The organism is Nitrospirota bacterium (assembly GCA_020846775.1).
Taxonomy (GTDB): Bacteria; Nitrospirota; 9FT-COMBO-42-15; order HDB-SIOI813; family HDB-SIOI813; genus RBG-16-43-11.
On record JADLDG010000022.1, the window covers coordinates 34,244 to 55,622 of the forward strand.

Consider the following 21,379-nt stretch of genomic DNA (forward strand, 5'->3'; position numbering starts at 1 on the left):
TAACCTTACTAATTGACCTTCCTGATTTCTGCAGCCTTCAAATTAATGAAGTTGCTGGTACTACTTGCTTCACAATGAGGAAGCCGTATCATACCTGAGAGTGGGTTGATTTTACTGTATTCCTCGACCTGTTTCATCGTCAGATTGTGCTTGTTCAGCATGTCTGCGACTTCTTTCTTTGCGCGTTCCCTGGCTTCATACAGTTTCATCTGCACCCTGCTCTTGACATTGACATCGCTGTCACCTGAAGTCTCTATGGAAACAAAGAGGCTGTTGCCGAGGTCGGTTACCACCTTGGACTGAACTCCGTCGCTCTGGGTACTCGGCATGCAACCAAATGGTTTTACTGATACAACAAGGTGTGCCTTCTTTTCCCTGAACGACATGATATGCTTACCAATCTCCATATGTCCTTCTCCGCCGGATATTTTAGGACTGTAATAGTGTTTTGAATATTCGGCTATCTTATCCTGGGATGAAAGTGCATCGGGTCTGAATTTCAGGGCACTGCGGTAACTGGTATAATAATAATTGAATAAGAGACTTGCTGCCTTCAAACCCAGTATTGCCTTATAAGCCCCTTTTTTTACCTTAATTCGTTCTTTAGCCCGTTCAACATGTTCCCAGAAAATAAAGCTGACCCAGTTACTTACAGGTTCTGTAACAACCTCAGCCCCTTCAGACTCAAGCCACCTCTGCAGCCTGTAATTTCCATCTCCCTCCGTAGTCATTGCCCAAAACTCACCCGTTAATTTAACCTTGGGTTTGATGCGGGAATAATCTACTTTAATTTCCGAGAACAGCTGATTGACTTCTTTCAATATTCTCCGCAGCGGTTTATTCTCTTTAAGCGCAGAGTAAAGTATGTCACGTCCGCGCTCTATGCATCTGTCTGTTTCACCAGGGACAATTTCATATGGACGTATTTTATAACCCAGTTCATTCAGCATATCACCTGCCATAATAGTCTTGACCAGGGTAATGAAAAATTTCGGCGTAAGCTCTAAACCCCATTCCCTACCCTGATTCATGTCCCCTGACTGCTGGAAAAGCAGTACCCTGAAATCCGGAAATCCGGCATCCCTGAGCGCCTTCCTGTATTCAGCCTCATACATCCCAAAGCGGCACGGACCGCATGAGCCGGCAGTTAGAAAGACATATTTATCATCTATATTTTCCGTATTGGATGCCTGAAGGTTTTGCAAATATTTTATAAGATTTCCAACCGTATAATATGTAGGATTACATTGACCTCGATTACCATATTCTTTTCCTACTGAAAGGGATTGATTATCGGGGATTGGAAGATATTTGGCGTTATATCCCATTCCCTGCAGTGCCCCTTCAATAAGATAGTCATGATTATATGTGAGGCCGCCAAAGAGAATGGTTGTCGAATCACGCTGATCTTTTGTAAATGGTCTCTCAGCAGGTCTCTTGTAATGCAGGACGTGTGAGTTCATTATTTATTAACTCCTCTTCGTATCTTTGTAAAAAGTAGTGTATAGTTTCAACCCGTATCTTAATAGAACCCGAAGGCCTGTTCTCGTCAATATCATGGAATGTAAAATAAGGTGTCTGTGTCGCAGAAAGTATCTCCTCAACGACGGCATATATGGGCGAATCATGTCCGCACCTGAAATTTGACAGGTCAACGGCAACGAGGTTCGGGTGCCTTGCCGTATATTTTGCCCCCCATAATTTCTTATTGGTATTCTCGCTGTATGAGTTCTTCCAAACATCTGTTATTACCATGGGATGACTGATATCACCACGCCTTATTTCATCACCAAATAGTCTGTCCAGAACATCATCATCCACAGGGAGTGAATCTACCGTAAATATTGGATAACCATATTTCTGAATCTCTGATAATATTTCATGATTGAGTCCGGGGTCATTATGATATGGCCTGCCGAGGACTACCACACCCACCTTGCCTTCTGACTCTATCCTGCTGAGGACTTCCCGTCCTCTCAGTCTGAGATTATTTGCATAGTCTGCAAGGGCCTTAACTCCTGCTTTCATAGCCTCCCTGCATTCACTCTTACTGACACCGAATACATCAGACGAGAAAAGAAACATTTGCTGTTCAAACAATTCTGGTTCGCCCATATTCAAGTGAGGTGCAAGAAGCCTTATGCCATGTTTTGCAAAAAGGTCTTCTTCTTTTGTAAAGGCCGCCTTAACCACTTCGGGGGTAGCTGCAACGGTAGGACAGGAAGAACTTGCTATAGCCTCTTTTATCTCTGAAGGGAGATCAAGCAGCATAGGGAAGAATATTGCATCCGGGCGGACCTTCTTTCCGTATATAAGGTTATGCATATGCGACAGAGCAACCTTGCTTGGAAAACATGCATCAATTGCGCCGCGTCTTGAACCCTCTTTATACATCTTTTCATCTGTGTCATCAGACAATATGATGTTTTTGTACGGGACACCAAGTTTTTCGAAATATGCTACGAAGAACGGGGCAACTGAGTACATATTGAGTGTCCGAGGAATCCCGATCCTTATATTCCGGCCTTCGGATTTAGGCCTGCTCAATTTGGAGAATAACCTTTCAAATCCCCCCATCCCCCCTTTTCTAAAGGGGGGAACCAGATTTCCCCCTTTGAAAAAGGGGGAGTAAGGGGGATTATTTTCATGGCCTTTTGTGACGCCCGGGCTCATTAATGGTTTTTCTGCAGCCCTGCTTTTAAATACCTCTTTTGCCGCAATCTCAGACAGGTCCGGATACATCTTCTTCAGGCTGTCAGCCTTCTTTTTTATAGCCTGAACTTCTTTGATATCTTCCACTGTCCCCTTCTCGCAGGTTGCAATTATATAACGTTTAGAGTGTTGGGCAGAAGAGGCCTCAATATCTATGAATGTCCTCTGGCAGCTGTTCTGGCAAAAATTACACCTTGTATCCTCGCTCCTCAGTGCATTGAAGCTGATACCATCTGCTGCGTCAAGACCAATAAAGCTTGTGTTTCCATCTCCAGCCACGCGTATTGCCTCGAGCGCGGCTCCTATGGCGCCGCTTTCACCGGTATATTTGTGAACATGTATTACGGCCTCAGGCACCCTTGACTTTATAAAGTCATATTGTGACTTTACAGCAGCCAGGTTATGCTGTGTGCCGCCCTGGAGGATAAACGTCTTTCCGAGCCTGCGCAGATTAGGTTCCTGAACAACATACAGCCAGATATTCTTGGGGAGAACATTAGCGAGTCCTGCCATGATCTCTTCCCGTTCCCATCCCTGCTGTTGAAAATTTACAATGTCTGATTCAAGAAATACTGCACAACCATAATGGAATAGGGGGAGGCGTTCCGCCTTGAACGCCTTTTCTGCATACTCTGTTACATCAAAACCAAATCTCTCTGCAGTGTTTTGAAGAAAATATCCATTTCCGGCAGAACATTGCGTATTGAGTTTAAAGTCCTTAACCTTACCGTCATTGAGAAAGATCACCTTTATATCCTGACCACCCACATCTACAATAACATCTGCATCATCAAAATAACGGAGTGCAGATTTAGTGTGGGCAACTGTCTCGACAAGGGCTACATCAGCTCCAAAACACTCCTTGAGCATATCCTTTGCGTAGCCTGTAGTACCTGCGCCTCCCACCTCAAGGTGTGCGCCATGTGCTTCTACCTGCTGTCTGAGATCTTTTAATATTTCTTTGGTATCATCTATTGGATTACCTTTGGAAAGCCTGTATGCCCTGGCAATGAGATCGCCGTCTTTATTAAGCAGAACACCCTTCGTAGAGGTTGATCCGCCGTCAATGCCTATATAGCCATGCACTATCTCCCCTGATGAGAAGTCAGGGGGGGTAAATGGCATCTTTTTAAACTCTGCAAGAAATCTCTCAAGTTCTTCTTTGTCAGCCGCAAGGCCTGTAGCAGCTGCCCGTGCATCAGATGTCTTACGGCCTCCCGATATATAATCTTCCAATTCCCTTGAACCCTTATATCTCCCGACAGACTCGTCTTCACTTTTCCCGTAGATTACAGATCCTATGGCCGCATAGTACTGGGCATTGGAAGGGACGTATATTAGATCTTCCGGCTTATTGTCAGATGGAAGGATAATACCCCGTTCCTTCCACATCTCTGGGATATGATGTGACCATGCCTCCTGCAGCGCCGGTATAAAGGCATTGGGCCCCCCCAGGAGAAGCACATGAGGTCTTAATGTATTACCCCTCGTCAGTACGCTTAGATTCTGCTGTACGATGGCCTCGAAAAGTGAGGCCATCAGTTCTTGAGATGGTATACCCTGTTTTTGAAGTCCGTTTATGTCTGTCTCTGCAAAGACGCCGCATTTACCTGCAACAGGGTGCAGTCTTGTACCGGCATACCTAATGGCACTTACATCTTCATGTGAAATATTAAGTTTGGCAGATATCTTGTCTATCACTGCTCCGGTACCGCCTGCGCACTTATCATTCATGCTGGAAAGCTTTCTCTTATTGCCATTGTGGTCTTCGGACCAGATGATAATCTTTGCATCCTGCCCGCCCAGTTCTATAACAGACCCGGCATCAGGGTGTTTTTTTTCCACTGCAAGAGAGACGGCGTTTACCTCCTGAACAAACTTGGCGCCAATCAGAGCTGCCACGGCCCTCCCGCCACTCCCGGTTATAAAGATACGGAACCTGTCAGATTGCCCTTTGAATTCAATCTCTATTGTATGAAGAAATTCCAGGACCTTCTTAATCTGCATCGTATCGTGCCGCTGATAGTCGTACCAGAGAATGTTGTCAGTGGCGGCATCCATGACAACAGCCTTAACAGTGGTAGAGCCTACGTCAAGACCGATGAAGAGATTCTGCTGATGGGAAACTATATTGCTCATATATTTCTGGTCAAGCGCCTAAAATGAGGGATACAGAGAGACTATCTGCCGCTGACATATCAGTAGACTGACATATCAGTAGACTGACATGTCAGTCTACTGGCTGATTCTACTAAGAACTGATTGTGTAGTCAAGATTTTTCTCATCCTACTTTCTTTGCGGGCCCCGGCTCATGACGGTTCACTCGAAATAGCCTTTCAAATCCCCCTGCCCCCCTTTTCTAAAGTGGGGCAACTAATTTCCCCCTTTGAAAAAGGGGGAGTAAGGGGGATTATTTTCATGTACTTTGTGAGCCCGCGGCTCATGATGGTTCATCCGGAAATAGTGCCTTCCTCTCATTGTGTCACATGTCACACTGAACCTGATTAGGGAATTCCTGGAGTGTATTTTATGACTGTAGCCTTTTCCATGGTTATCATTCCGCCACTCATCATCCCGTCTATCTTCGGCATTATTCTGTCCAGCTTCTCATGCTCTTCCACCACCTCCACTACTATTGGAAGGTCCATAGAAAGCCTTAGTATCTTGTCTGTATGTTTTATGCTGTGAGCCCCAAATCCTGCAATACCCCGCAGTACCGTCGCCCCAGCGAGCCCCTCCCGTCTGAACAGTTCCACAAGGACCTCATAGAGTGGTCTATGACCGTATTTGTCGCTTTCGCCTATAAATATCCTCATCAGAATTTTCTCCCCAATGAGTTTAGTCATTACAAACCTCCTTTAATATACATATAGCGTATAGAGACAATCCCAAGCCATGTAAATAATATGCAGGTCAATATGCTCGCCAGAACATTGGCCGTTGCAATCAATAACTCACCGTCTTCAAGGAGTTTGAACGTCTCGTAGCTGAATGTGGAAAATGTAGTAAGCCCGCCCAATAATCCGATGGTAAGACCTATGCGCATATCCTGTGATATAATAGTACTTCTCAGGCTGAACTCCATTACAAGGCCGATAAAGAAGGCCCCAATTATATTCACGACAAATGTCCCGTATGGGAACCCCTTTCCCAGAAGGTTATAAACCCACCCTGAAAGAAAGTATCGAATCAAACAGCCGAGAGCGCCAAAAAAAGCTATGAATGAAACCATCGCCATTCGTATTTAACCTCCTCATTTGTTTGAATTCATAAGAGAGGCAGTTTCGGGTTTTTCAGGCCATGCAGGCCAAAGTTAATCAGCTCATCAGAAATAACGCTGATATCCGGTTTTTCCTTCCTGTTTAAAGTGATATGCTCTATGACTTCTTTAATACAGCCAAGGATGCAGTATGAGATCAATGCTGAATTGCACTCGCGGACAATGCCCATTTTTTTCCCCAGATTGATGGCCTCCTCAATCTTGCGTGCCCAATTCTTATAAAATTCTGTAATCTTCTGATCCAGATCTGCATCAAGTCCGGTGGCATGACGAAGCAATATCCTTGTCAGGTCCCTGTTTTCAATAAATAGAACCAAAACCCGTATCAGATTTGCCTTGAGCTGCTCTAAAGGGTTTGGAAGACCTTGTCCAAGCTCTATCTTCTTTATGCAGTGGTCAAGTTCGATAATAAGATTATCGAGTACACTGTCGAAGATCTGCCGCTTGTTTTCAAAGTAGAGATAGAAAGTACCGCGTGCTATTCCGGCCTTTTCTATAATGTCAGAGATGCTTGTATTGTGGTAGCCCTTATGTGAGAATGCCGAGATGGCTGACTTGAGTATTTCCTCTCTGCGGTTCTTTTTGAGCAATTTCAATGTCCTGCTATTGTCAATTTCCCTATTTTAATGGTCGGTGAGCATATCTTCTGCCTGAAGCTGAGGTCATTACCGATCATCTCTATCTGCATGAGCATATCTTTAAGATTACCTGCAATTGTTATTTCTTCAACAGAATATGCCAGTTCACCCTTTTCTATCCATATCCCCGACGCACCCCGGGAGTAATCACCAGTCACAGGATTAAACCCAAAACCTATAAGATCGGTAACATACAGTCCTGAATCCACTGACCTTATTATCTCATCAGGTGAATGCCTGCCGGCAGAAAGATACAGGTTTGTAGGGGCGGCAACCGGAGGGTCTCCTGCACCGCGCGAGGCATTGCCAGTAGTCGTCAAACCCAACTTCCTTGCAGAGTATGAGTCTAAAAGATAGTTTGTCAGGATCCCTCTTTCTATGACAATCGTTTTTCTTGATGCAGTGCCTTCACCATCAAATGGTTTCGACCCTATTCCCCACGGGATAGTCCCATCGTCATATATCGTAACCTCAGGAGCAGCTATCTGCCTGTTTAACAGATTAACAAGAAACGATGTACCTTTATAGACTGAGTAACCGGACAATGCTATGCAAAGGTTTCCAAGCAGGGTGGCTGCAGTTTCCGGATCAAATACAACAGGCGCCTGTTGTGTGTGAATCTGTCTTGCGCCGAGACGGCGGACTGTACGCATCGCAGCAGTTTCTCCAACACTCTCCGGTCTCTCAAGCTGACTGAAACGTCTTGAAGAAGAATACCAGTAATCACGCTGCATCAGTCCATCCACTGATGCAATAGGTGTCGCTGATATGGAGAACATGGATGTCTTGTATTCTCCTGACACATTATTTGTACCTGCATAAATAATATGCGTGAAACTCTTACTGCAACTTGACCCGTCACTGTTTGTTATCCTGTCATCATATTTGAATGCTGAGGCCTCTGCAGTCTTTGCCATCTCTATCATCTCTTCGCTTGTTACCTGATGAACAGTCTCATCGTATACATCTGTTTCTTTGGCCCTCTGCCTGTACTTAGGCAATTGAAGACCTGCAAATTCATCATGAGCAGTTACCCTTGCAAACTCGCAAGTGTCTTCTATCAACTTCTCAAGTGACTCCTGTGTGAAATCCGAAGTTGAACTTATAGCGCTTCTCTTGCCGAAAAAAAGCCTTAACCCCAGCGTCTTGTATTGAGAATCAGTAATCTTGTCTATGGAAGAAAGGCGAACAAGAACATCGGATGACCGTCCGTCTACGACGATTATATCACCGTCTGAAGCCCCCTTTGTTTTAGCCCTCGCCAGAATATCCTGAGCTATTTCAATAGTAATTTCCATTTTTTCAGAATCCCACGCCCTATTCAGATTTTATACTGTTCCGCCCACTGTCATACCATCAATCTTAATGGTGGGCATTCCTACACCAACCGGGACAGATTGTCCATCTTTACCACAGGTTCCGATTCCACTATCAAGTTCCAGGTCGTTGCCCACCATAGAAACCTTCTTCAATACATCAGGGCCGTTGCCGATCAGCGTGGCGCCCCGTACCGGTGCAGTCACCTTCCCATCCTCTATCAGGTAAGCCTCGCTGGCGGTAAAGACAAATTTACCATTAGTTATATCAACCTGTCCGCCTCCGAAAGAAACGGCATAGAGCCCCCTGCTGACGGTCCTGATTATATCAACGGGCGTTGAGTCACCCTGCAGCATAAATGTATTGGTCATGCGCGGCATAGGAGGATGAGCATAACTCTCACGCCTCCCATTGCCGGTTAAAGGCATCTTCATTAATTTTGCATTGAGCCTGTCCTGCAGATATCCTCTGAGTATTCCATTTTCTATCAGGACGGTACGAGATGACTCTGTCCCCTCATCATCCACGTTTATTGATCCCCTTCTTCCTGGAATAGTACCATCATCTATCACAGTGCAGATCTCTGATGCAACCCTTTTACCTATCATGTCTGTAAAGGCTGATGTCCTCTTTCTGTTAAAGTCTGCCTCCAGGCCATGCCCTACTGCTTCGTGAAGCAGTATCCCCGGCCAGCCCGCGCCAAGAACAATATCCATAGTGCCGGCAGGTGTGTCAACTGCTTCGAGATTTATTAATGCCTGTTTTGCAGCCCTTCTTGTAAAGAGGGCATAACGGTTTTCGTCAAAGAAGTGTGAAAATTCCACGCGTCCGCCCCCTCCAAAACTCCCAACCTGACGGTTTCCGGCATCCTCAGCGATACATGTGACATTAAGCCTGCATAAGGGCTGAATATCTCCTATTATCAGCCCTTCCGAAGTAACTACGAGAATTACCTTATACTGGCTCGTAAAGGATGCGAGAACATTTCGAATCCTCGAATCATAGTCTCTTGCCATCCTGTCTATTTTCTCCAGGAGCCTGACCTTCTCCTCGACAACAACATCTGTAGGATAGACATCAAGCGGATATAGATTTAACCCGGGCTTTTTCATTTTATTCAAAGAGACAATGGAATTATCTCCGGACTCTGCCGCGATATAACCGGCCGTAGCCGCTGCCAACTGTATGTGTTGAAGAGACACATCATCAGAATATGCATAACCCGTCTTGTCACCTGCAAGCGCACGAACTCCGACGCCCTGTGATATGTTCCTTGATGTATTTTTAACAAGTCCCTCTTCAAGGCTGAGCGACTCACTTGTGACATACTCGAGATAAAGATCAGCGTAGTCTACCTTACGGCTGAGTAATCCGCTAAGGGCCTTTTCCATTGTAAGATTATCAATACCGAATTTATCGGGAATAAAGACTTCTGGTGAAATGATACCTTTTGACATTTTTTATCCGAAAGTTGTTGTATATCACAGGATAATAGAACGATTGTGTCTATGTCAACTATATTTACAAATAGTCTGCTTCAATGTAATATGTAAGTTCAAGATGATAAAGCTGATAATATTTGATCTCGGTAAGGTCATTTTGGACTTTTCCATTTCCTCTGTAGCAGAGGGGCTGGCGCGATCATCTAACCATATGTCATATAAAGACCCGGGGAAGATTGCTGACTATCTGCGGCTGCATTTAACTGACATTGCCGGTAAGTATGAAAGAGGTGAAATCAGATCAGATGAGTTTTACAGTCACATAAAAGAATCTTTCTATCTGGATCTTTCTTATGATCAATTTAAACAGATATGGAACGACATTTTTAGAGAAAATGAGGGGGTGGCAGATTTAATCCGATTATTAAAAAAGGATTTCAGGTTATGCCTTTTATCAAATACGAATGAACTCCATTTTGAGTATATAAAAAAATCCTTTCCTATTGTGTACAAGTTTGACATGTGGGTATTATCTTATGAAGTTGGTGTAATGAAGCCTGATCCTGAAATCTTTCGCATTGCACTCAAGAAGACAGGGGTTGAAGCCGGAGAGGCAATATTTATTGATGATATAAAGGGGCATGTTCTGGGGGCGCAGGGTCTGGGTATCAACTCTGTAGAGTTTAAATCAGTGGCACAGATAACAAGATTCATAGAGGAGACAGTTAATGAACAATCAGCAAAATGATCCGGTAGCAGAAGCGCTAAAGACTTTTTTTGATGCATTTCCATCTGGGCCTCTCGGCATTGAGGAGGTCGGGATCAGTGAGATCAACAGGAGGATAGCGGCTATTGATGTTAAGGCAACAATAGATTCCCCCCCTTTTTCAAGGGCATTAGTAGAAGGTTATGTAGTTAATTTGCCGGACGTTGCTCATGCCGGAGAAAACAAGCCTGTGACCATTGCAGTTGCCGGGACGATAGAGCCGGGAAAGACGTATTCAGAGGGACTGCCGGCTATGACATGTATGGAGATTAGAACAGGCGGCTTTGTGCCTGAAGGAGATTTTGCAGTAGTGAGACATATGGACATCGTTAAGACAGCCAATGGGATAATAGTAAAAAAACCTTTAAGCAGAGGAGACAATATAGAGCCTAAAGGCTGCGAGCAGAAAAAAGGTGATGTAATAATCAGTCTTGGAACAAGACTATCCCCAAAAGAGATTATGTTGCTCGCGAGTCATGGTATCTCATCTGTCACCGTATCAAGGAAGCCTATAGTAGCAATATTCAGTACAGGAAATGATATATTGAGACATGCTGAACCTCTTAAGCCGGGCTATGTCTGGGATGCAAACTCATACACACTTGCAGCTCTTGTAGAGGAATGTGGTGGAATGCCGCTTGTAGTTGATATTATGAAAGACGATTTAACCATGTTTCAAAAGGCGCTTCGCGGCGGACTCACCCGCGTTGATATGGCAATTATTTCAGGAGGGACAGCCGCCGGTGGCAGGGAGTTTATCGCAGAGCTTATCAATTCCATTGATGTCCCGGGTGTGGTTGTGAATGGAGTTTCAATGAAATCAGGAAAGCCTCTGATTATGGGAGTACTCTCGGACAAACCTATAGTATGCGTAGCAGGATACCCGCCAGAAGCCATGAGGGGTTTTGAATTATTCGGGAAACCGACTATCAACAGGCTATTAGGTGTTAAACAGCCATGAGCCTCAGACTGGCAAGTGGTATTAATATCCCCCTTAATCCCCCTTTTTCAAAGGGGGAAAACAGGTTCCCCCACTTTAGAAAAAGGGGGATGGGGGAATTTGAAACTGGATTTTCGCATGAACGAGTACAACTGAAATGAATCGCTTCCTTTCTGCGGAACCTATCATAAAATTAGAGAAGGCCTTTTCCAATCCTTTCAGGAACCTGGTAGCCACAGCCCAGACATGTTACTCAGGCAAAGGAATAATCTACGATGACAACATAACTGAAGATTACAGAAAACTTGCAAAGAGTATTTATAAGGCGGGCCACCACACCACTCTCCAACATGCACATTTTCAGTTTGCAATATCAAATGTCTCGCGCCAGTTTGTATGGTCTTTCCTGCATAGTCATCCATTCTATAATAGCGAACAGGTAAGCCAGCGTTATGTATCTATCAGGCCTGGAAACTTTCTTATTCCGCCTTTAAAGGGTGAGGCATTAGCCGTATACGAAAAAACCATATCTCTTCAGATGGATGCATACAGGAGACTTATTGAAAGGCTTTATCCCATAGTTAAGGCAGAGTACCTGGGACGCTTCAGGGCATATGAGAAATATAAAAAAAACCTGAAGGGAAGTCATAGCCGGGCAAAGTTGATGCAGTTGGAACTACCTATGTATAGCTCTGTCAAAAGGCTTGAGAAGGAGGTTGTAAAGAAGGCGCAGGAGGTTGCAAGGTATGTCATTCCTGTTGCTGCGTTTACATATCTCTATCACACAGTAAACGCTCTAACCCTGTTCAGATACAACCGTCTATGCAGGATGTTTGACGTTCCTGTTGAACAGCAGCTTGTAGTGGAAAAGATGATAGCAGAGGTTCTCGCTTTTGAACCGCTTTTTAAGACTATCCTCGAAGAACCTCTTGACAGTGATGACATGCCTGAATACCAGTTCATCCAATCCATAAAACCAAATCAATCATTAAAACTATCTAAAGAATTTTTAATGGAATTCGATACAAGCTTGGACGGCCGGACATCGCATTTGATAGATTATAAACTGAATAATGAGGCTGTGCTTGCACAATCTGTACGTGAGGTGCTTGGACTCCCTTCATCAAAGCTCAGCGATAAAAAGGCAATCAAACTTGTATCAGACCCTTCGCAGAATCATCTTTTTGGTGAGACACTGAATCTTACTTCTATGTCCAAACTGTCCAGGACGCTGTCACACGTGTCATATACGTTCAGAAAAAAGATAAGTCATACTGCAGACTCGCAGGATCAGCGTCACAGGACTACACCAGCCTCACGTCCATGTCTTCAAAGACAAATAACAGATGTGCCGGACTATATTACTCCTGAGCTTATAAGGCAGGACAAAAAAATTGAAAGTGAGTATCAGGAGACGATGAATCAGACATGGGGAGCCATCAACAGGCTTAAGGCGCTTGGTGTAAGTGATGAATTTGCCATGTACCTCCTGCCAAATTCGGTCGCTGTGCGTTTTACTGAAACAGGAGACCTGCTCAACCTCAGACATAAGTATGCCATGAGGCTTTGCTACAATGCCCAGGAAGAGATCTGGCGTGCCTCGCTGGATGAGGTAGAACAGATAAAAATAATAAATCCTGTAATTGGCAAATACCTTCTCCCACCGTGCACATCGAGAGATATGGCTGATGTCCGGCCCATATGCCCGGAAGGAGAACGCTTCTGCGGCGTCAAAGTCTGGAGGCTTAGATTGAGTAATTACAGAAGGATGATCTGAAGAAGATTGCCTACCGGGACGATGATTGGATAATCATCCCTGCGCATCTGTGTCCGCTCAGGACGGCACCCTCTATTGTCGCCGGCAGACCTGTGTCTGTCCAGTCTCCTGCAAGAAAGAGGTTATTTATTGCGGTCTTTTGTGACGGTCTGAGTTTATCAATACCCGGCCGGGGAGAAAATGTAGCCTGCCGTTCTTTTATAACCTTGCTGCGTAAAAGTCTGGAAGCGCTGATAACAGGCATTACCTTTTTAAGTTCTCTTACCGCCATTTCCACCAATTTTTCTGAAGGCCAATCAATATACTCATGTGCGCCGCTGATTACTGTTGACAATAGACCCCTGTAAGCAGCGTCCCCGAATATATCTTCTTTATTGAAAACCCATTGAACAGGTGAGTTAAGCAGGGCTGCAAAGTTGTATCCTGTCACGGGCTTATTTAATAATAGATGTATAGAGATTATCGGAGATGGTTTTAGCTCCAGACTGCCAATGGTTTCGAGAACATAATTGAATTCAATCCCCGAAAAGACAGTCCCTGCAAACAGCCTTTGAAGAGAGTCATATGGAACTGAACTGATATAGTAGTCTCCTCTGAAGACACGTCCATCAGTTAATTTAACACCAGATACTGAATTTTTGTTAGTCAGCAGTCCTGATACTGCAAACCCTTTTTCTATAGTGCCGCCATTGTTTCTAATATAATCTTCTGATGCCTCAGGGTAAATTCTGCTTAGAGGCGCTGCTGGTAATACGATCCTGGAATAGCTGCGGTGTGAGAAAAATGCCTTGTTCATGATATTCCTGAAGATGGATGCAGATGACTTATCAGGATGTTCATTCATGGTTGCAAGGGTAATAATATCCCACAGTGTCTCACGGGCCTTTTCCCCCTGTCCGAGCTGTTTAAGCCATTCAGTAATTGTTAAATCATGTGATGAATCAGTTGCGTTGCCGAACAACAGCCCCTTTGCCATCTTCAGCATCTGAAACCTTTGTGCAATGCTTATGGCCTTGAATCTCAGGATTCCTGACAGGATATGAAAAGGGGCTGGCAAAGGCAGACAATCCAATCTATATGTGCTTCCGTTTGTATCCAGGAAATCAACAGAAAGATTTTTTTGAAAGAATAGATTATCTGAAGCCCCGATCTTTTCAAAGAACCTGAAGGTCTGTTCATAACAACCCATAAGGATATGCTGACCATTATCAAGTTCGAGACCTGTATTTTTGTCAAAGAAAGAGTATGCCCTGCCGCCGAGGAATCTTCTTTGCTCTATAAGGGTTACACTGTATCCGGCAGACGAGAGTTCTGCCGCGGCAGAAAGACCGGCGAAACCGCCGCCTATGATGATTACACTTTTCACTTTATAATACCCGTTTAACCCTATCCTTAAGCACCCTGACTGGTATCCCGGACATGTTTCGGAATCTCCAGAACCTGCAACTTTTGAGAACCTGAAGTAAAATCATGATGACGGGGTGGCGGGATGAAACATTGGATTATCATGCCGCTTGACTATAACCTGATATTGATCCATGTGCTGATGGCAATATAAATCTTTTGCAGCTTTGAAAGTTTCGGTGGATTGTCATAAACATTATAGTTGGAAGCCTCAATCTTATCGAGTATCCGGCTGTATATGGCGCGCATAATTTCTCCGGCAACCATCGCCTTTCTGTCCTCCCGGGGCAGTGTCTTCTCTGCCCGTATGTACAAATCCCGGGCACGTTGTGTTTCAAACTTCATCAGCTCCGCAAATGCCTTATTATATTTAGAGGAGAGGAGTTCTGTTTCAGTGTAATGAAATTTTTCAAGGTCCTCAGTCGGGAGATAAATACGTCCCCTCTCAGCGTCAGACTTAATATCCCTGAGTATATTGGTAAGCTGCATTGCTATGCCAAGGTCAACGGCATAACCCATAGTCTCTGCATTCTTATACCCAAAGACCTCCGCACAGATCAGTCCGACAATGGATGCCACCCTGTAGCAATACTTATGCAATTCCTCAAATGTATTGTATCTGTTAATTGCAAGGTCCATTTCCACCCCCTTGATGAGTTCAAGAAAATATTTTTGCGGGATACCGTATTTGTCAATATATGTCTTAAGTTCAACAGTTACCGGGTGAGAGGGTATTCCGTTATAAAGATTGATTATCTCTGCCGTCCACCTCTTAAGAGACTCTGATGCCTCTGGCCTGCTGCCTGAATTATCTGCAACATCATCCAGACAGCGGCACAATGCGTATATTGAGTAGAGCGCCCTTCTTTTCTCAGAAGGGAGGAAAAAGAAAGAGTAATAGAAATTCGAGTTGCTCTCTTTTGTAATCCTGTAGCCTACTCCTGATTTTATTTGATTATTTTGCAAAGCTTAGTGTCCTGTAGTCAGAGCACGTAATAATATATTTATTTTATCAAACGTTGTTATCACCGGTCTCTTTGTAAAGATGTCATATCCATTGTGCTCTATTTTCTCAAGTATTTTCATACCGCCTGACCAGATAGACTGCAATTCGATAGAAAGACCTTTTCTGACACTGGTACAGAGAGGGCGGCCCATATTGAAAAGATCTCTTGTAAATTCTATTTCACTGGATAAAAGAGCTCTGAATGAATCGTTTAATGTGTGAGATTTAAGCTCATTAACCGTATAGCCAAACCTCTTCATATCTTCCAATGGAATATATACCCTGTCTTTCTTAAGATCTATCGCGATATCCTGCCAGAAATTAGTAAGCTGGAGGGCAGTGCATATGAAGTCAGACAACCTGTGCAATTCAGGATCTCTGTATTCAAAAAGTGAGAGGATAATCCGCCCCACGGGATTAGCAGAATAGCGGCAGTAATTAAGGACATCTGACATTGACAGGTACCGCTTATTAACGGTGTCCATCTTGAAGGCAGTAATAAGGTCTCTAAGCAAGGAGTCCGGGATATGGAATCTTTCTATAGCCTCTTTAATAGAAATAAACACGGGATGATTAGGATTACCGGTTACGCATTCATCAAGCCTCTTTTCCCAGTCAGCCAGGAGTAATTCGCGCTCATCATCTCCGTATCCGGCTTCATCGGCAAAATCATCAGCAGTTCTGGCAAAGGCATAAATTGCGTGCACATATTTCCTTTTATTCCTTGGTATAAGCCATGAACCCACGGGAAAGTTTTCATAATGTTCTAAGGCTACCTTACTGCAGTAATTGAATGCATTAGACGCCTCTGACATCCGGCCCCCAAATATATTTGTGCAGTTGCAATTGCAGACGGACCCCCAGATTGTCATTAATTATCCACGCTGCAAGCTGCTTAGGGTCAAGACTACTGAAGACAGGTGATATCAGTACATTGCATATATCTGTAAGACGGCATGAGTCAATAACAGATTTTGCCCAAACATAGTCATTATTATCTGCAACAATGAACTTTATCTCATCATTGGAGGAGATAAAATTCAGGTTATCCCACATAATATTGTCGGCCATGCCGCTTCCCGGACACTTAATGTCTAATATCTTTATTACATCCGGATGTAGTTGAGACACATCCATACTCCCGTTTGTCTCAACAAAGACTTTATAACCATTTTTTACGAGATTTTCTGCCAGTAGGGGCGCCTCTTCCTGCAATAGTGGTTCGCCGCCTGTGATGACAACATTTCTGCAATCATATTTGTCAAGGATTCGTACTATCTCGTCAATAGAATAGTCTTCTCCCTCATTGTACGCATAGGTTGTGTCACACCACCTGCACCTGAGATTGCAGCCTGTAGTCCTGACAAACAAAACCTGGATACCAGCGTATGACGTTTCGCCCTGAATACTTTTAAATATCTCACATACCTTCATAAGGCGTTTGTATCAGATAATAGTATTTCAAGTCAAGGTAATAAAAATAATGAGGTGATGTAATAACGACACACCTGTAAGGTTGACATTGCAAATATAATACACCATCAGGATGTCACTTGAATACCATAACCATTTGATTACATTGATATATCTGTGTTGGTACCAAGTGGCATAAATTTTGCTCTAATACAGTTAATCATGCGTTACCAAAGGACCATCAAAAATAGTGTTGAATGTAATGGAATAGGATTGCATTCGGGTGTTAAAGTATGCATGAGATTGCATCCTGCCCCGCCTGATACAGGAATCATATTTATCAGGAGTGATAAAAATGTGCGGATTGAAGCAACGGCTGACAAGGTAGTTTCAACTGAGTCCTCATCTACCCTCGGCATAAATGGTTATAACGTAGGGACAGTAGAACACCTCCTGGCTGCTGCAGCAGGTCTTAACATTGATAATATGCTTGTAGAGTTAAATGCCCCTGAAGTTCCAATTATGGATGGGAGTTCATCCCCATTAGTAGAACTTATTCTAAATAGCGGTATAGTTCAACAGGACAAGATCAGGACCCACATCAGGATTCTTGATACTATTGAGATAATAAGTGGAAACGGGTATATAAAAATAGAACCGTCACCTTTCCCTGTCATTACGTACCTGATGGATTTTGATCACCCGTTACTCAGGAAACAGGAGTTTTTATATCATCCTTCCATAGATGGTTTTATAAGTGAAATAGCGCCAGCCCGTACCTTTGCCTTTCAAAGGGATCTCCTGACCCTTAAGAAAAAAGGGCTGGGTAAGGGAGGATCACTTGAGAACGCTATCATTCTTGGTGAGCATGACATATTAAATAAAGAGGGTTTGAGATTTAAAGATGAGTTTATACGCCACAAGATACTTGATCTTATTGGTGATTTATCCCTTCTTTCAAGGTCATTTATCGGACATGTGACCGCCTGCCGTACCGGCCATACACTAAATACACGACTTGCCGCTGCCATACTTGCCAGCAATGAGAAATGGATTGAGGTAGGACACCGGGAAGTTGACGTTAATTGACTATATTATAATAAATCTTCATAGCAAAATAATTAGAAAAAGATGGGGGGCTTTAAATATGTTTAAAGCCCCCATTTATTGATATAATTGAACAAAAATATTATTTCTTTTTGCTTGCCGTTTTCTTTGCTGCTGGTTTCTTTGCTGCTGGTTTCTTTGCTGCCGGCTTTTTTGCTGCTGCCTTCTTTTTAGCCGGAGCCTTTTTCTTTGCTGTTGCCAATGAATATCACCTCCTTTCGTGACCCTGTGTCTCTTCTCCTGAGAGGCTATACGTGTTAGGAGAAACTCTCAGAAACCTCTTATCCCTGTTTAAAGATATTGACACAGACGTTATCGGTGTTTTACTCCTTATTTTTACCCCGCCTTCGAGTAGGCGCAGGTATATTTCCTTTGCATGAAGGGCCCTTCCTTCTTCCTTCAATAGGATATATGTGGCCTGGGGTATGCTGAGGCCAGAAAATTTGAATTGGTTTAATAACAGGTCTTTCGTCTCTTCAGACTGTTTTGATGAATTTTTTTCACTGTCTTCCGGCTGGGCCTGCTGTGATGCGCGGGACTTATTTCTTTCTACCTTATAAAGTGTTTCTGCTAATTCCAAGTATCTTTTTCCGGTTTTAATCTCATCATCCAGACGGTCACGTTTTTTCTGCAACTCTATCAGCCTGTTGCGATACATCATTATTCGCTGTTCGAGACCACCAAGGATATCTTCTAATTCTTCAATCAAACTTCCATCTTTAAGCATACAATCATACTATACACGCTATAAAGAAGATTTGTCAAGAAATATTTAATACAAGGAATCTTGCTTGTATAGATACATAGAGATTTGTATGAATATCTGTATTGTTGAATGAATATAGCTATTGAAGTCATAGAAATATTTTCTGGATTGCATTGCATGCGGGGTAGCTTAACTATATGGAAGATAAGAAATATTATACATCCTGGCAAAGAAACTCATTTACATATGTATCAACTACTGGGAGTTTCTTTTCCGTTATAGCATTGGATATAAAATAATCCTTTCCGCATCTTCTAAGAGATATCTCGTTCCTTGAAACCATGTAGTCAATTGCAAGGAATATAAGGTTGTATGAAGTATCCAGGTTTTGTTCTAATTCAAAAAGGGTAATACTGCCGTTTTTGTCTATCAGGTTTTTGATCTGCCTTGATACATTGCTGAGAGGTTCTTTCATAATATTCTCCTTTTACTATATTAATGGGCTTGTGTTTTGGTTAAATATATATACAAACGGCATACCAGATAGAATACTTGAGCATAATTTTTATTTCTTTATGTTATCAATTAGTTACGAGAAGTGTTTTTACGATACGATTTAAGTTTCAATAATTTATAGCCAATTTCATGACGATAGCCGTCAACATACTCCTGCTTAATCAGCATAAGTTATGATTATAATATTTTGTAAAGACCGTCTCCTTCAAGGGAAGGGTATATATTGGTAGTGCTATTGATAAATCTCTTGACCGGTCAGACAAGTTATGTTAATAATACGGCAAAATTGAGGGCGATTGGCTCAGTGGTAGAGCGCTTCCTTCACACGGAAGAGGTCACAGGTTCGATACCTGTATCGCCCACCAATGAAATCAATTGGTTACGATCCCGTTACACATCAGCATTCTTCTATATTGTGTTAATTTCTTGATAATCGTTGTATATTCTATCTCTAACAAATTTACGCGTGAAGGGGGTCATGATTAATAATCAAAAAGAATTGACGCAATATGATCTGGACAGATATAACCGGCAAATGATGATCAATGGATGGGGCGCTGAAGGACAGAAAAGGCTTAAAAACTCTAAAGTAGTAGTATTGGGGGCCGGTGGGCTGGGATGTCCTGCTTCAATATACCTTGCTGTGGGCGGCATCGGATATCTAACAATTATTGACATGCAAAAACCGGAACTGACTAATTTGAATCGTCAGGTATTACATTGGGAGGAGGACATAAAAGGTAACGGTAAATACAAGGCCATCTCTGCGAAAGAAAAAATAGAACAGATGAATTCAGATATACTTGTTGAGAGTGTTGTAGCCGAAATTAACGAAGAAAATATATATGACATGATAAAAGGGGCAGACGTTGTAATTGATGCAATGGATAATTTCCGCATCAGGTACCTTATTAACAAGGCCTGTGTACATTACCAGATTCCTTTTGTCCACGCTGGGATTTATGGACTTGCGGGACAACTGACTACGATAGCGCCTGGCAAGGGTCCCTGTTTAAAATGTATATTCCCAACACCTCCTGTCGAACAAAAGATATTTCCTGTACTTGGTACAACTCCGGCTATGTTTGCAACCCTTCAGGCTATGGAGGCGTTCAAACTTATTCTTGGAATAGGTACCCCATTAACCGGAGGGCTGCTGATATTCGATGGAGAAAGCATGTCTTTTGACATTATTAAGATAAATAGAAGAGAGAATTGTGACGAGTGTTCACTCCTTTACACAACAAATGCAGGGTAATCTTCTCCCAAACTCACAGGAGGACCTGACCATGTCCGGCATCTCAACCAACACTGTCCGTCTTCACCGCGTGCTTGGCGCGCCGCCCGAACGTGTCTACAGGGCATTTCTCGATCCTGACGCGATGTCTAAGTGGCTTCCCCCGCATGGCTTCACCGCTAAGGTTCATCACATGGAAGCGCGCCCCGGTGGCGGCTATCGAATGTCATTCACGAACTTCAGTACAGGCAAGAGCCAATCTTTCAGCGGCAAGTATGCCGAACTTACTCCGCATGAGCATATCAGATACACCGACCAGTTTGATGACCCCAACATGCCCGGACTGATGCATGTCACGATATCGCTAAAGAAGGTCGCCTGCGGAACAGAGCTGACGATAGTTCAGGAAGGGCTCCCGGCAGCAATTCCAGTCGAGTATTGCTACCTTGGATGGCAGGAATCCTTGTCGCAGCTGGCACATTTGGTGGAACCGGAAATTCCGGATGGCGCATAGCCGTATGCTGATTGGTCTATGTCCAATTTATCACGCTCTGCTCCACCAGGATTAATATTGAAGGACAACCCATGGACACTATTCGCCAATGCGCAACAACAACCCCCGCATTGATTCTATGTAATCTCAAGAAACAGCGCCATCAGATGGTCCTTATTGAAACTCTTCAGAATCTCCATTTGAAGCCCGTTTTTTTGCCCCCAGTATTAAAACCGGGACAGACTTTTCCTAAATCGCTTTCTTGGTTCCGTCCTCGTCTACGTTGACAAATGTTATGTTCGTATCGAATACGAGCTCCTCCTCTCCAGATTCGATGTAGTCGCAGTAAACTTTGACATAGTAAGTCACTGAAGTGTTGCCTTTTCGAGTACGGTTAATATCAAATTTTAAGACCGACCCCAGGCGGATGTTCTTCCTGAATACGACTTTATCGAGTCCAATGGTCACGAACCTGTGACCGGGAAAATCCAGATTAGCTGTGATGTAGCCGTATTCATCAACCCACTGTAACAGGTAACCGCCGAACAGGAAACCGTAGTGATTAAGGTGCTCAGGTAATACAAGCTTGTGGTTTATCATGGTTACGTACCTTTCCCCTGGCTG

General features: G+C 43.5%; 20 protein-coding genes and 1 tRNA gene. 7 read left to right on the forward strand and 14 right to left on the reverse strand.

Features of this window, described 5'->3' with window-relative positions; genetic code table 11:
• Nucleotides 1-8: 8 nt before the first annotated feature.
• The 7 genes from IT392_02405 to tldD all read right to left on the reverse strand — a co-directional run bounded on the left by IT392_02405 (nucleotide 9) and on the right by tldD (nucleotide 9,405).
• Nucleotides 9-1,463, reverse strand: a complete 1,455-nt coding sequence (locus tag IT392_02405) for a hypothetical protein (GenBank protein MCC6543337.1) — start codon at nucleotides 1,461-1,463, stop codon at nucleotides 9-11.
• Complete coding sequence (locus IT392_02410; GenBank protein MCC6543338.1) at nucleotides 1,426-4,851, reverse strand: CoA activase; 3,426 nt, start codon at nucleotides 4,849-4,851, stop codon at nucleotides 1,426-1,428. Before IT392_02410 ends, IT392_02405 begins: the two co-directional genes overlap by 38 nt.
• Nucleotides 4,852-5,217: 366 nt before the next feature.
• The gene (locus tag IT392_02415; protein ID MCC6543339.1) at nucleotides 5,218-5,559 is read right to left on the reverse strand and encodes a DUF190 domain-containing protein; all 342 of its coding nucleotides are present in this window, start codon (nucleotides 5,557-5,559) and stop codon (nucleotides 5,218-5,220) included.
• On the reverse strand, nucleotides 5,559-5,951 hold the full coding sequence (gene crcB / locus IT392_02420) for a fluoride efflux transporter CrcB (GenBank protein ID MCC6543340.1): 393 nt from the start codon (nucleotides 5,949-5,951) through the stop codon (nucleotides 5,559-5,561). The genes IT392_02415 and crcB overlap by 1 nt, the downstream gene beginning before the upstream one ends.
• A 29-nt stretch (nucleotides 5,952-5,980) precedes the next feature.
• Complete coding sequence (locus IT392_02425) at nucleotides 5,981-6,583, reverse strand: TetR/AcrR family transcriptional regulator (protein ID MCC6543341.1); 603 nt, start codon at nucleotides 6,581-6,583, stop codon at nucleotides 5,981-5,983.
• Between the two features lie 2 nt (nucleotides 6,584-6,585).
• Complete coding sequence (locus IT392_02430; GenBank protein ID MCC6543342.1) at nucleotides 6,586-7,929, reverse strand: TldD/PmbA family protein; 1,344 nt, start codon at nucleotides 7,927-7,929, stop codon at nucleotides 6,586-6,588.
• Nucleotides 7,930-7,959: 30 nt separating this feature from the next.
• Nucleotides 7,960-9,405, reverse strand: a complete 1,446-nt coding sequence (gene tldD / locus IT392_02435) for a metalloprotease TldD (protein ID MCC6543343.1) — start codon at nucleotides 9,403-9,405, stop codon at nucleotides 7,960-7,962.
• A 103-nt stretch (nucleotides 9,406-9,508) separates the two neighbouring features.
• Here tldD and IT392_02440 point away from each other — a divergent pair, with 103 nt between their 5' ends.
• The 3 genes from IT392_02440 to IT392_02450 all read left to right on the forward strand — a co-directional run bounded on the left by IT392_02440 (nucleotide 9,509) and on the right by IT392_02450 (nucleotide 12,873).
• Entirely contained in the window at nucleotides 9,509-10,138 is a 630-nt protein-coding gene (locus IT392_02440; GenBank protein MCC6543344.1) for an HAD family phosphatase, read from the forward strand.
• Complete coding sequence (locus IT392_02445; GenBank protein ID MCC6543345.1) at nucleotides 10,119-11,117, forward strand: molybdopterin molybdotransferase MoeA; 999 nt, start codon at nucleotides 10,119-10,121, stop codon at nucleotides 11,115-11,117. The genes IT392_02440 and IT392_02445 overlap by 20 nt, the downstream gene beginning before the upstream one ends.
• A 136-nt stretch (nucleotides 11,118-11,253) precedes the next feature.
• A complete protein-coding gene (locus IT392_02450; GenBank protein ID MCC6543346.1) occupies nucleotides 11,254-12,873 on the forward strand; it encodes an FAD-dependent thymidylate synthase in 1,620 nt (539 codons plus the stop codon).
• A 10-nt stretch (nucleotides 12,874-12,883) separates the two neighbouring features.
• Here IT392_02450 and IT392_02455 read toward each other — a convergent pair whose 3' ends face one another.
• From IT392_02455 to IT392_02470, 4 genes are all read right to left on the reverse strand, one after another.
• Nucleotides 12,884-14,239, reverse strand: coding sequence for an FAD-dependent oxidoreductase (locus IT392_02455; GenBank protein MCC6543347.1), 1,356 nt, complete (start codon nucleotides 14,237-14,239; stop codon nucleotides 12,884-12,886).
• A 152-nt stretch (nucleotides 14,240-14,391) separates the two neighbouring features.
• Nucleotides 14,392-15,243: a presqualene diphosphate synthase HpnD gene (gene hpnD / locus IT392_02460; protein MCC6543348.1), complete on the reverse strand. Its 852-nt coding sequence runs from the start codon at nucleotides 15,241-15,243 to the stop codon at nucleotides 14,392-14,394.
• 3 nt (nucleotides 15,244-15,246) lie between these two features.
• Complete coding sequence (gene hpnC / locus IT392_02465) at nucleotides 15,247-16,098, reverse strand: squalene synthase HpnC (GenBank protein ID MCC6543349.1); 852 nt, start codon at nucleotides 16,096-16,098, stop codon at nucleotides 15,247-15,249.
• Nucleotides 16,082-16,717, reverse strand: a complete 636-nt coding sequence (locus IT392_02470) for a radical SAM protein (GenBank protein ID MCC6543350.1) — start codon at nucleotides 16,715-16,717, stop codon at nucleotides 16,082-16,084. Before IT392_02470 ends, hpnC begins: the two co-directional genes overlap by 17 nt.
• 201 nt (nucleotides 16,718-16,918) lie before the next feature.
• On the opposite strand from IT392_02470, the gene lpxC reads away from it, so the two are divergent.
• Nucleotides 16,919-17,785, forward strand: a complete 867-nt coding sequence (gene lpxC, locus IT392_02475) for a UDP-3-O-[3-hydroxymyristoyl] N-acetylglucosamine deacetylase (protein MCC6543351.1) — start codon at nucleotides 16,919-16,921, stop codon at nucleotides 17,783-17,785.
• Nucleotides 17,786-18,011: 226 nt separating this feature from the next.
• Here the strand turns inward: lpxC and IT392_02480 are convergent, their stop codons facing one another.
• On the reverse strand, nucleotides 18,012-18,530 hold the full coding sequence (locus IT392_02480; GenBank protein ID MCC6543352.1) for a winged helix-turn-helix domain-containing protein: 519 nt from the start codon (nucleotides 18,528-18,530) through the stop codon (nucleotides 18,012-18,014).
• Nucleotides 18,531-18,723: 193 nt separating this feature from the next.
• On the reverse strand, nucleotides 18,724-18,984 hold the full coding sequence (locus tag IT392_02485) for a hypothetical protein (protein MCC6543353.1): 261 nt from the start codon (nucleotides 18,982-18,984) through the stop codon (nucleotides 18,724-18,726).
• 331 nt (nucleotides 18,985-19,315) lie between these two features.
• On the opposite strand from IT392_02485, the gene IT392_02490 reads away from it, so the two are divergent.
• The 3 genes from IT392_02490 to IT392_02500 all read left to right on the forward strand — a co-directional run bounded on the left by IT392_02490 (nucleotide 19,316) and on the right by IT392_02500 (nucleotide 20,776).
• Nucleotides 19,316-19,390 (forward strand) — tRNA-Val (locus IT392_02490).
• 113 nt (nucleotides 19,391-19,503) lie between these two features.
• A complete protein-coding gene (locus IT392_02495; protein ID MCC6543354.1) occupies nucleotides 19,504-20,283 on the forward strand; it encodes a HesA/MoeB/ThiF family protein in 780 nt (259 codons plus the stop codon).
• Between the two features lie 40 nt (nucleotides 20,284-20,323).
• Nucleotides 20,324-20,776, forward strand: coding sequence for an SRPBCC family protein (locus IT392_02500; GenBank protein MCC6543355.1), 453 nt, complete (start codon nucleotides 20,324-20,326; stop codon nucleotides 20,774-20,776).
• 228 nt (nucleotides 20,777-21,004) lie between these two features.
• Here the strand turns inward: IT392_02500 and IT392_02505 are convergent, their stop codons facing one another.
• A complete protein-coding gene (locus IT392_02505) occupies nucleotides 21,005-21,355 on the reverse strand; it encodes an acyl-CoA thioesterase (GenBank protein MCC6543356.1) in 351 nt (116 codons plus the stop codon).
• Nucleotides 21,356-21,379: the final 24 nt, after the last annotated feature.

What these genes read in the sequence shown, in the direction of transcription:
- hpnC (MCC6543349.1), bottom strand. Translation starts at nt 16,098, where the DNA reads ATGTCAGAGGCGTCTAATGCATTCAATTACTGCAGTAAGGTAGCCTTA.
- IT392_02445 (MCC6543345.1), top strand. Translation starts at nt 10,119, where the DNA reads ATGAACAATCAGCAAAATGATCCGGTAGCAGAAGCGCTAAAGACTTTT.
- IT392_02415 (MCC6543339.1), bottom strand. Translation starts at nt 5,559, where the DNA reads ATGACTAAACTCATTGGGGAGAAAATTCTGATGAGGATATTTATAGGC.
- IT392_02505 (MCC6543356.1), bottom strand. Translation starts at nt 21,355, where the DNA reads ATGATAAACCACAAGCTTGTATTACCTGAGCACCTTAATCACTACGGT.
- IT392_02430 (MCC6543342.1), bottom strand. Translation starts at nt 7,929, where the DNA reads ATGGAAATTACTATTGAAATAGCTCAGGATATTCTGGCGAGGGCTAAA.
- IT392_02480 (MCC6543352.1), bottom strand. Translation starts at nt 18,530, where the DNA reads ATGCTTAAAGATGGAAGTTTGATTGAAGAATTAGAAGATATCCTTGGT.
- IT392_02450 (MCC6543346.1), top strand. Translation starts at nt 11,254, where the DNA reads ATGAATCGCTTCCTTTCTGCGGAACCTATCATAAAATTAGAGAAGGCC.
- lpxC (MCC6543351.1), top strand. Translation starts at nt 16,919, where the DNA reads ATGCGTTACCAAAGGACCATCAAAAATAGTGTTGAATGTAATGGAATA.
- tldD (MCC6543343.1), bottom strand. Translation starts at nt 9,405, where the DNA reads ATGTCAAAAGGTATCATTTCACCAGAAGTCTTTATTCCCGATAAATTC.
- crcB (MCC6543340.1), bottom strand. Translation starts at nt 5,951, where the DNA reads ATGGCGATGGTTTCATTCATAGCTTTTTTTGGCGCTCTCGGCTGTTTG.
- IT392_02485 (MCC6543353.1), bottom strand. Translation starts at nt 18,984, where the DNA reads ATGAAAGAACCTCTCAGCAATGTATCAAGGCAGATCAAAAACCTGATA.
- IT392_02405 (MCC6543337.1), bottom strand. Translation starts at nt 1,463, where the DNA reads ATGAACTCACACGTCCTGCATTACAAGAGACCTGCTGAGAGACCATTT.
- IT392_02495 (MCC6543354.1), top strand. Translation starts at nt 19,504, where the DNA reads ATGATTAATAATCAAAAAGAATTGACGCAATATGATCTGGACAGATAT.
- IT392_02410 (MCC6543338.1), bottom strand. Translation starts at nt 4,851, where the DNA reads ATGAGCAATATAGTTTCCCATCAGCAGAATCTCTTCATCGGTCTTGAC.
- IT392_02470 (MCC6543350.1), bottom strand. Translation starts at nt 16,717, where the DNA reads ATGAAGGTATGTGAGATATTTAAAAGTATTCAGGGCGAAACGTCATAC.
- IT392_02440 (MCC6543344.1), top strand. Translation starts at nt 9,509, where the DNA reads ATGATAAAGCTGATAATATTTGATCTCGGTAAGGTCATTTTGGACTTT.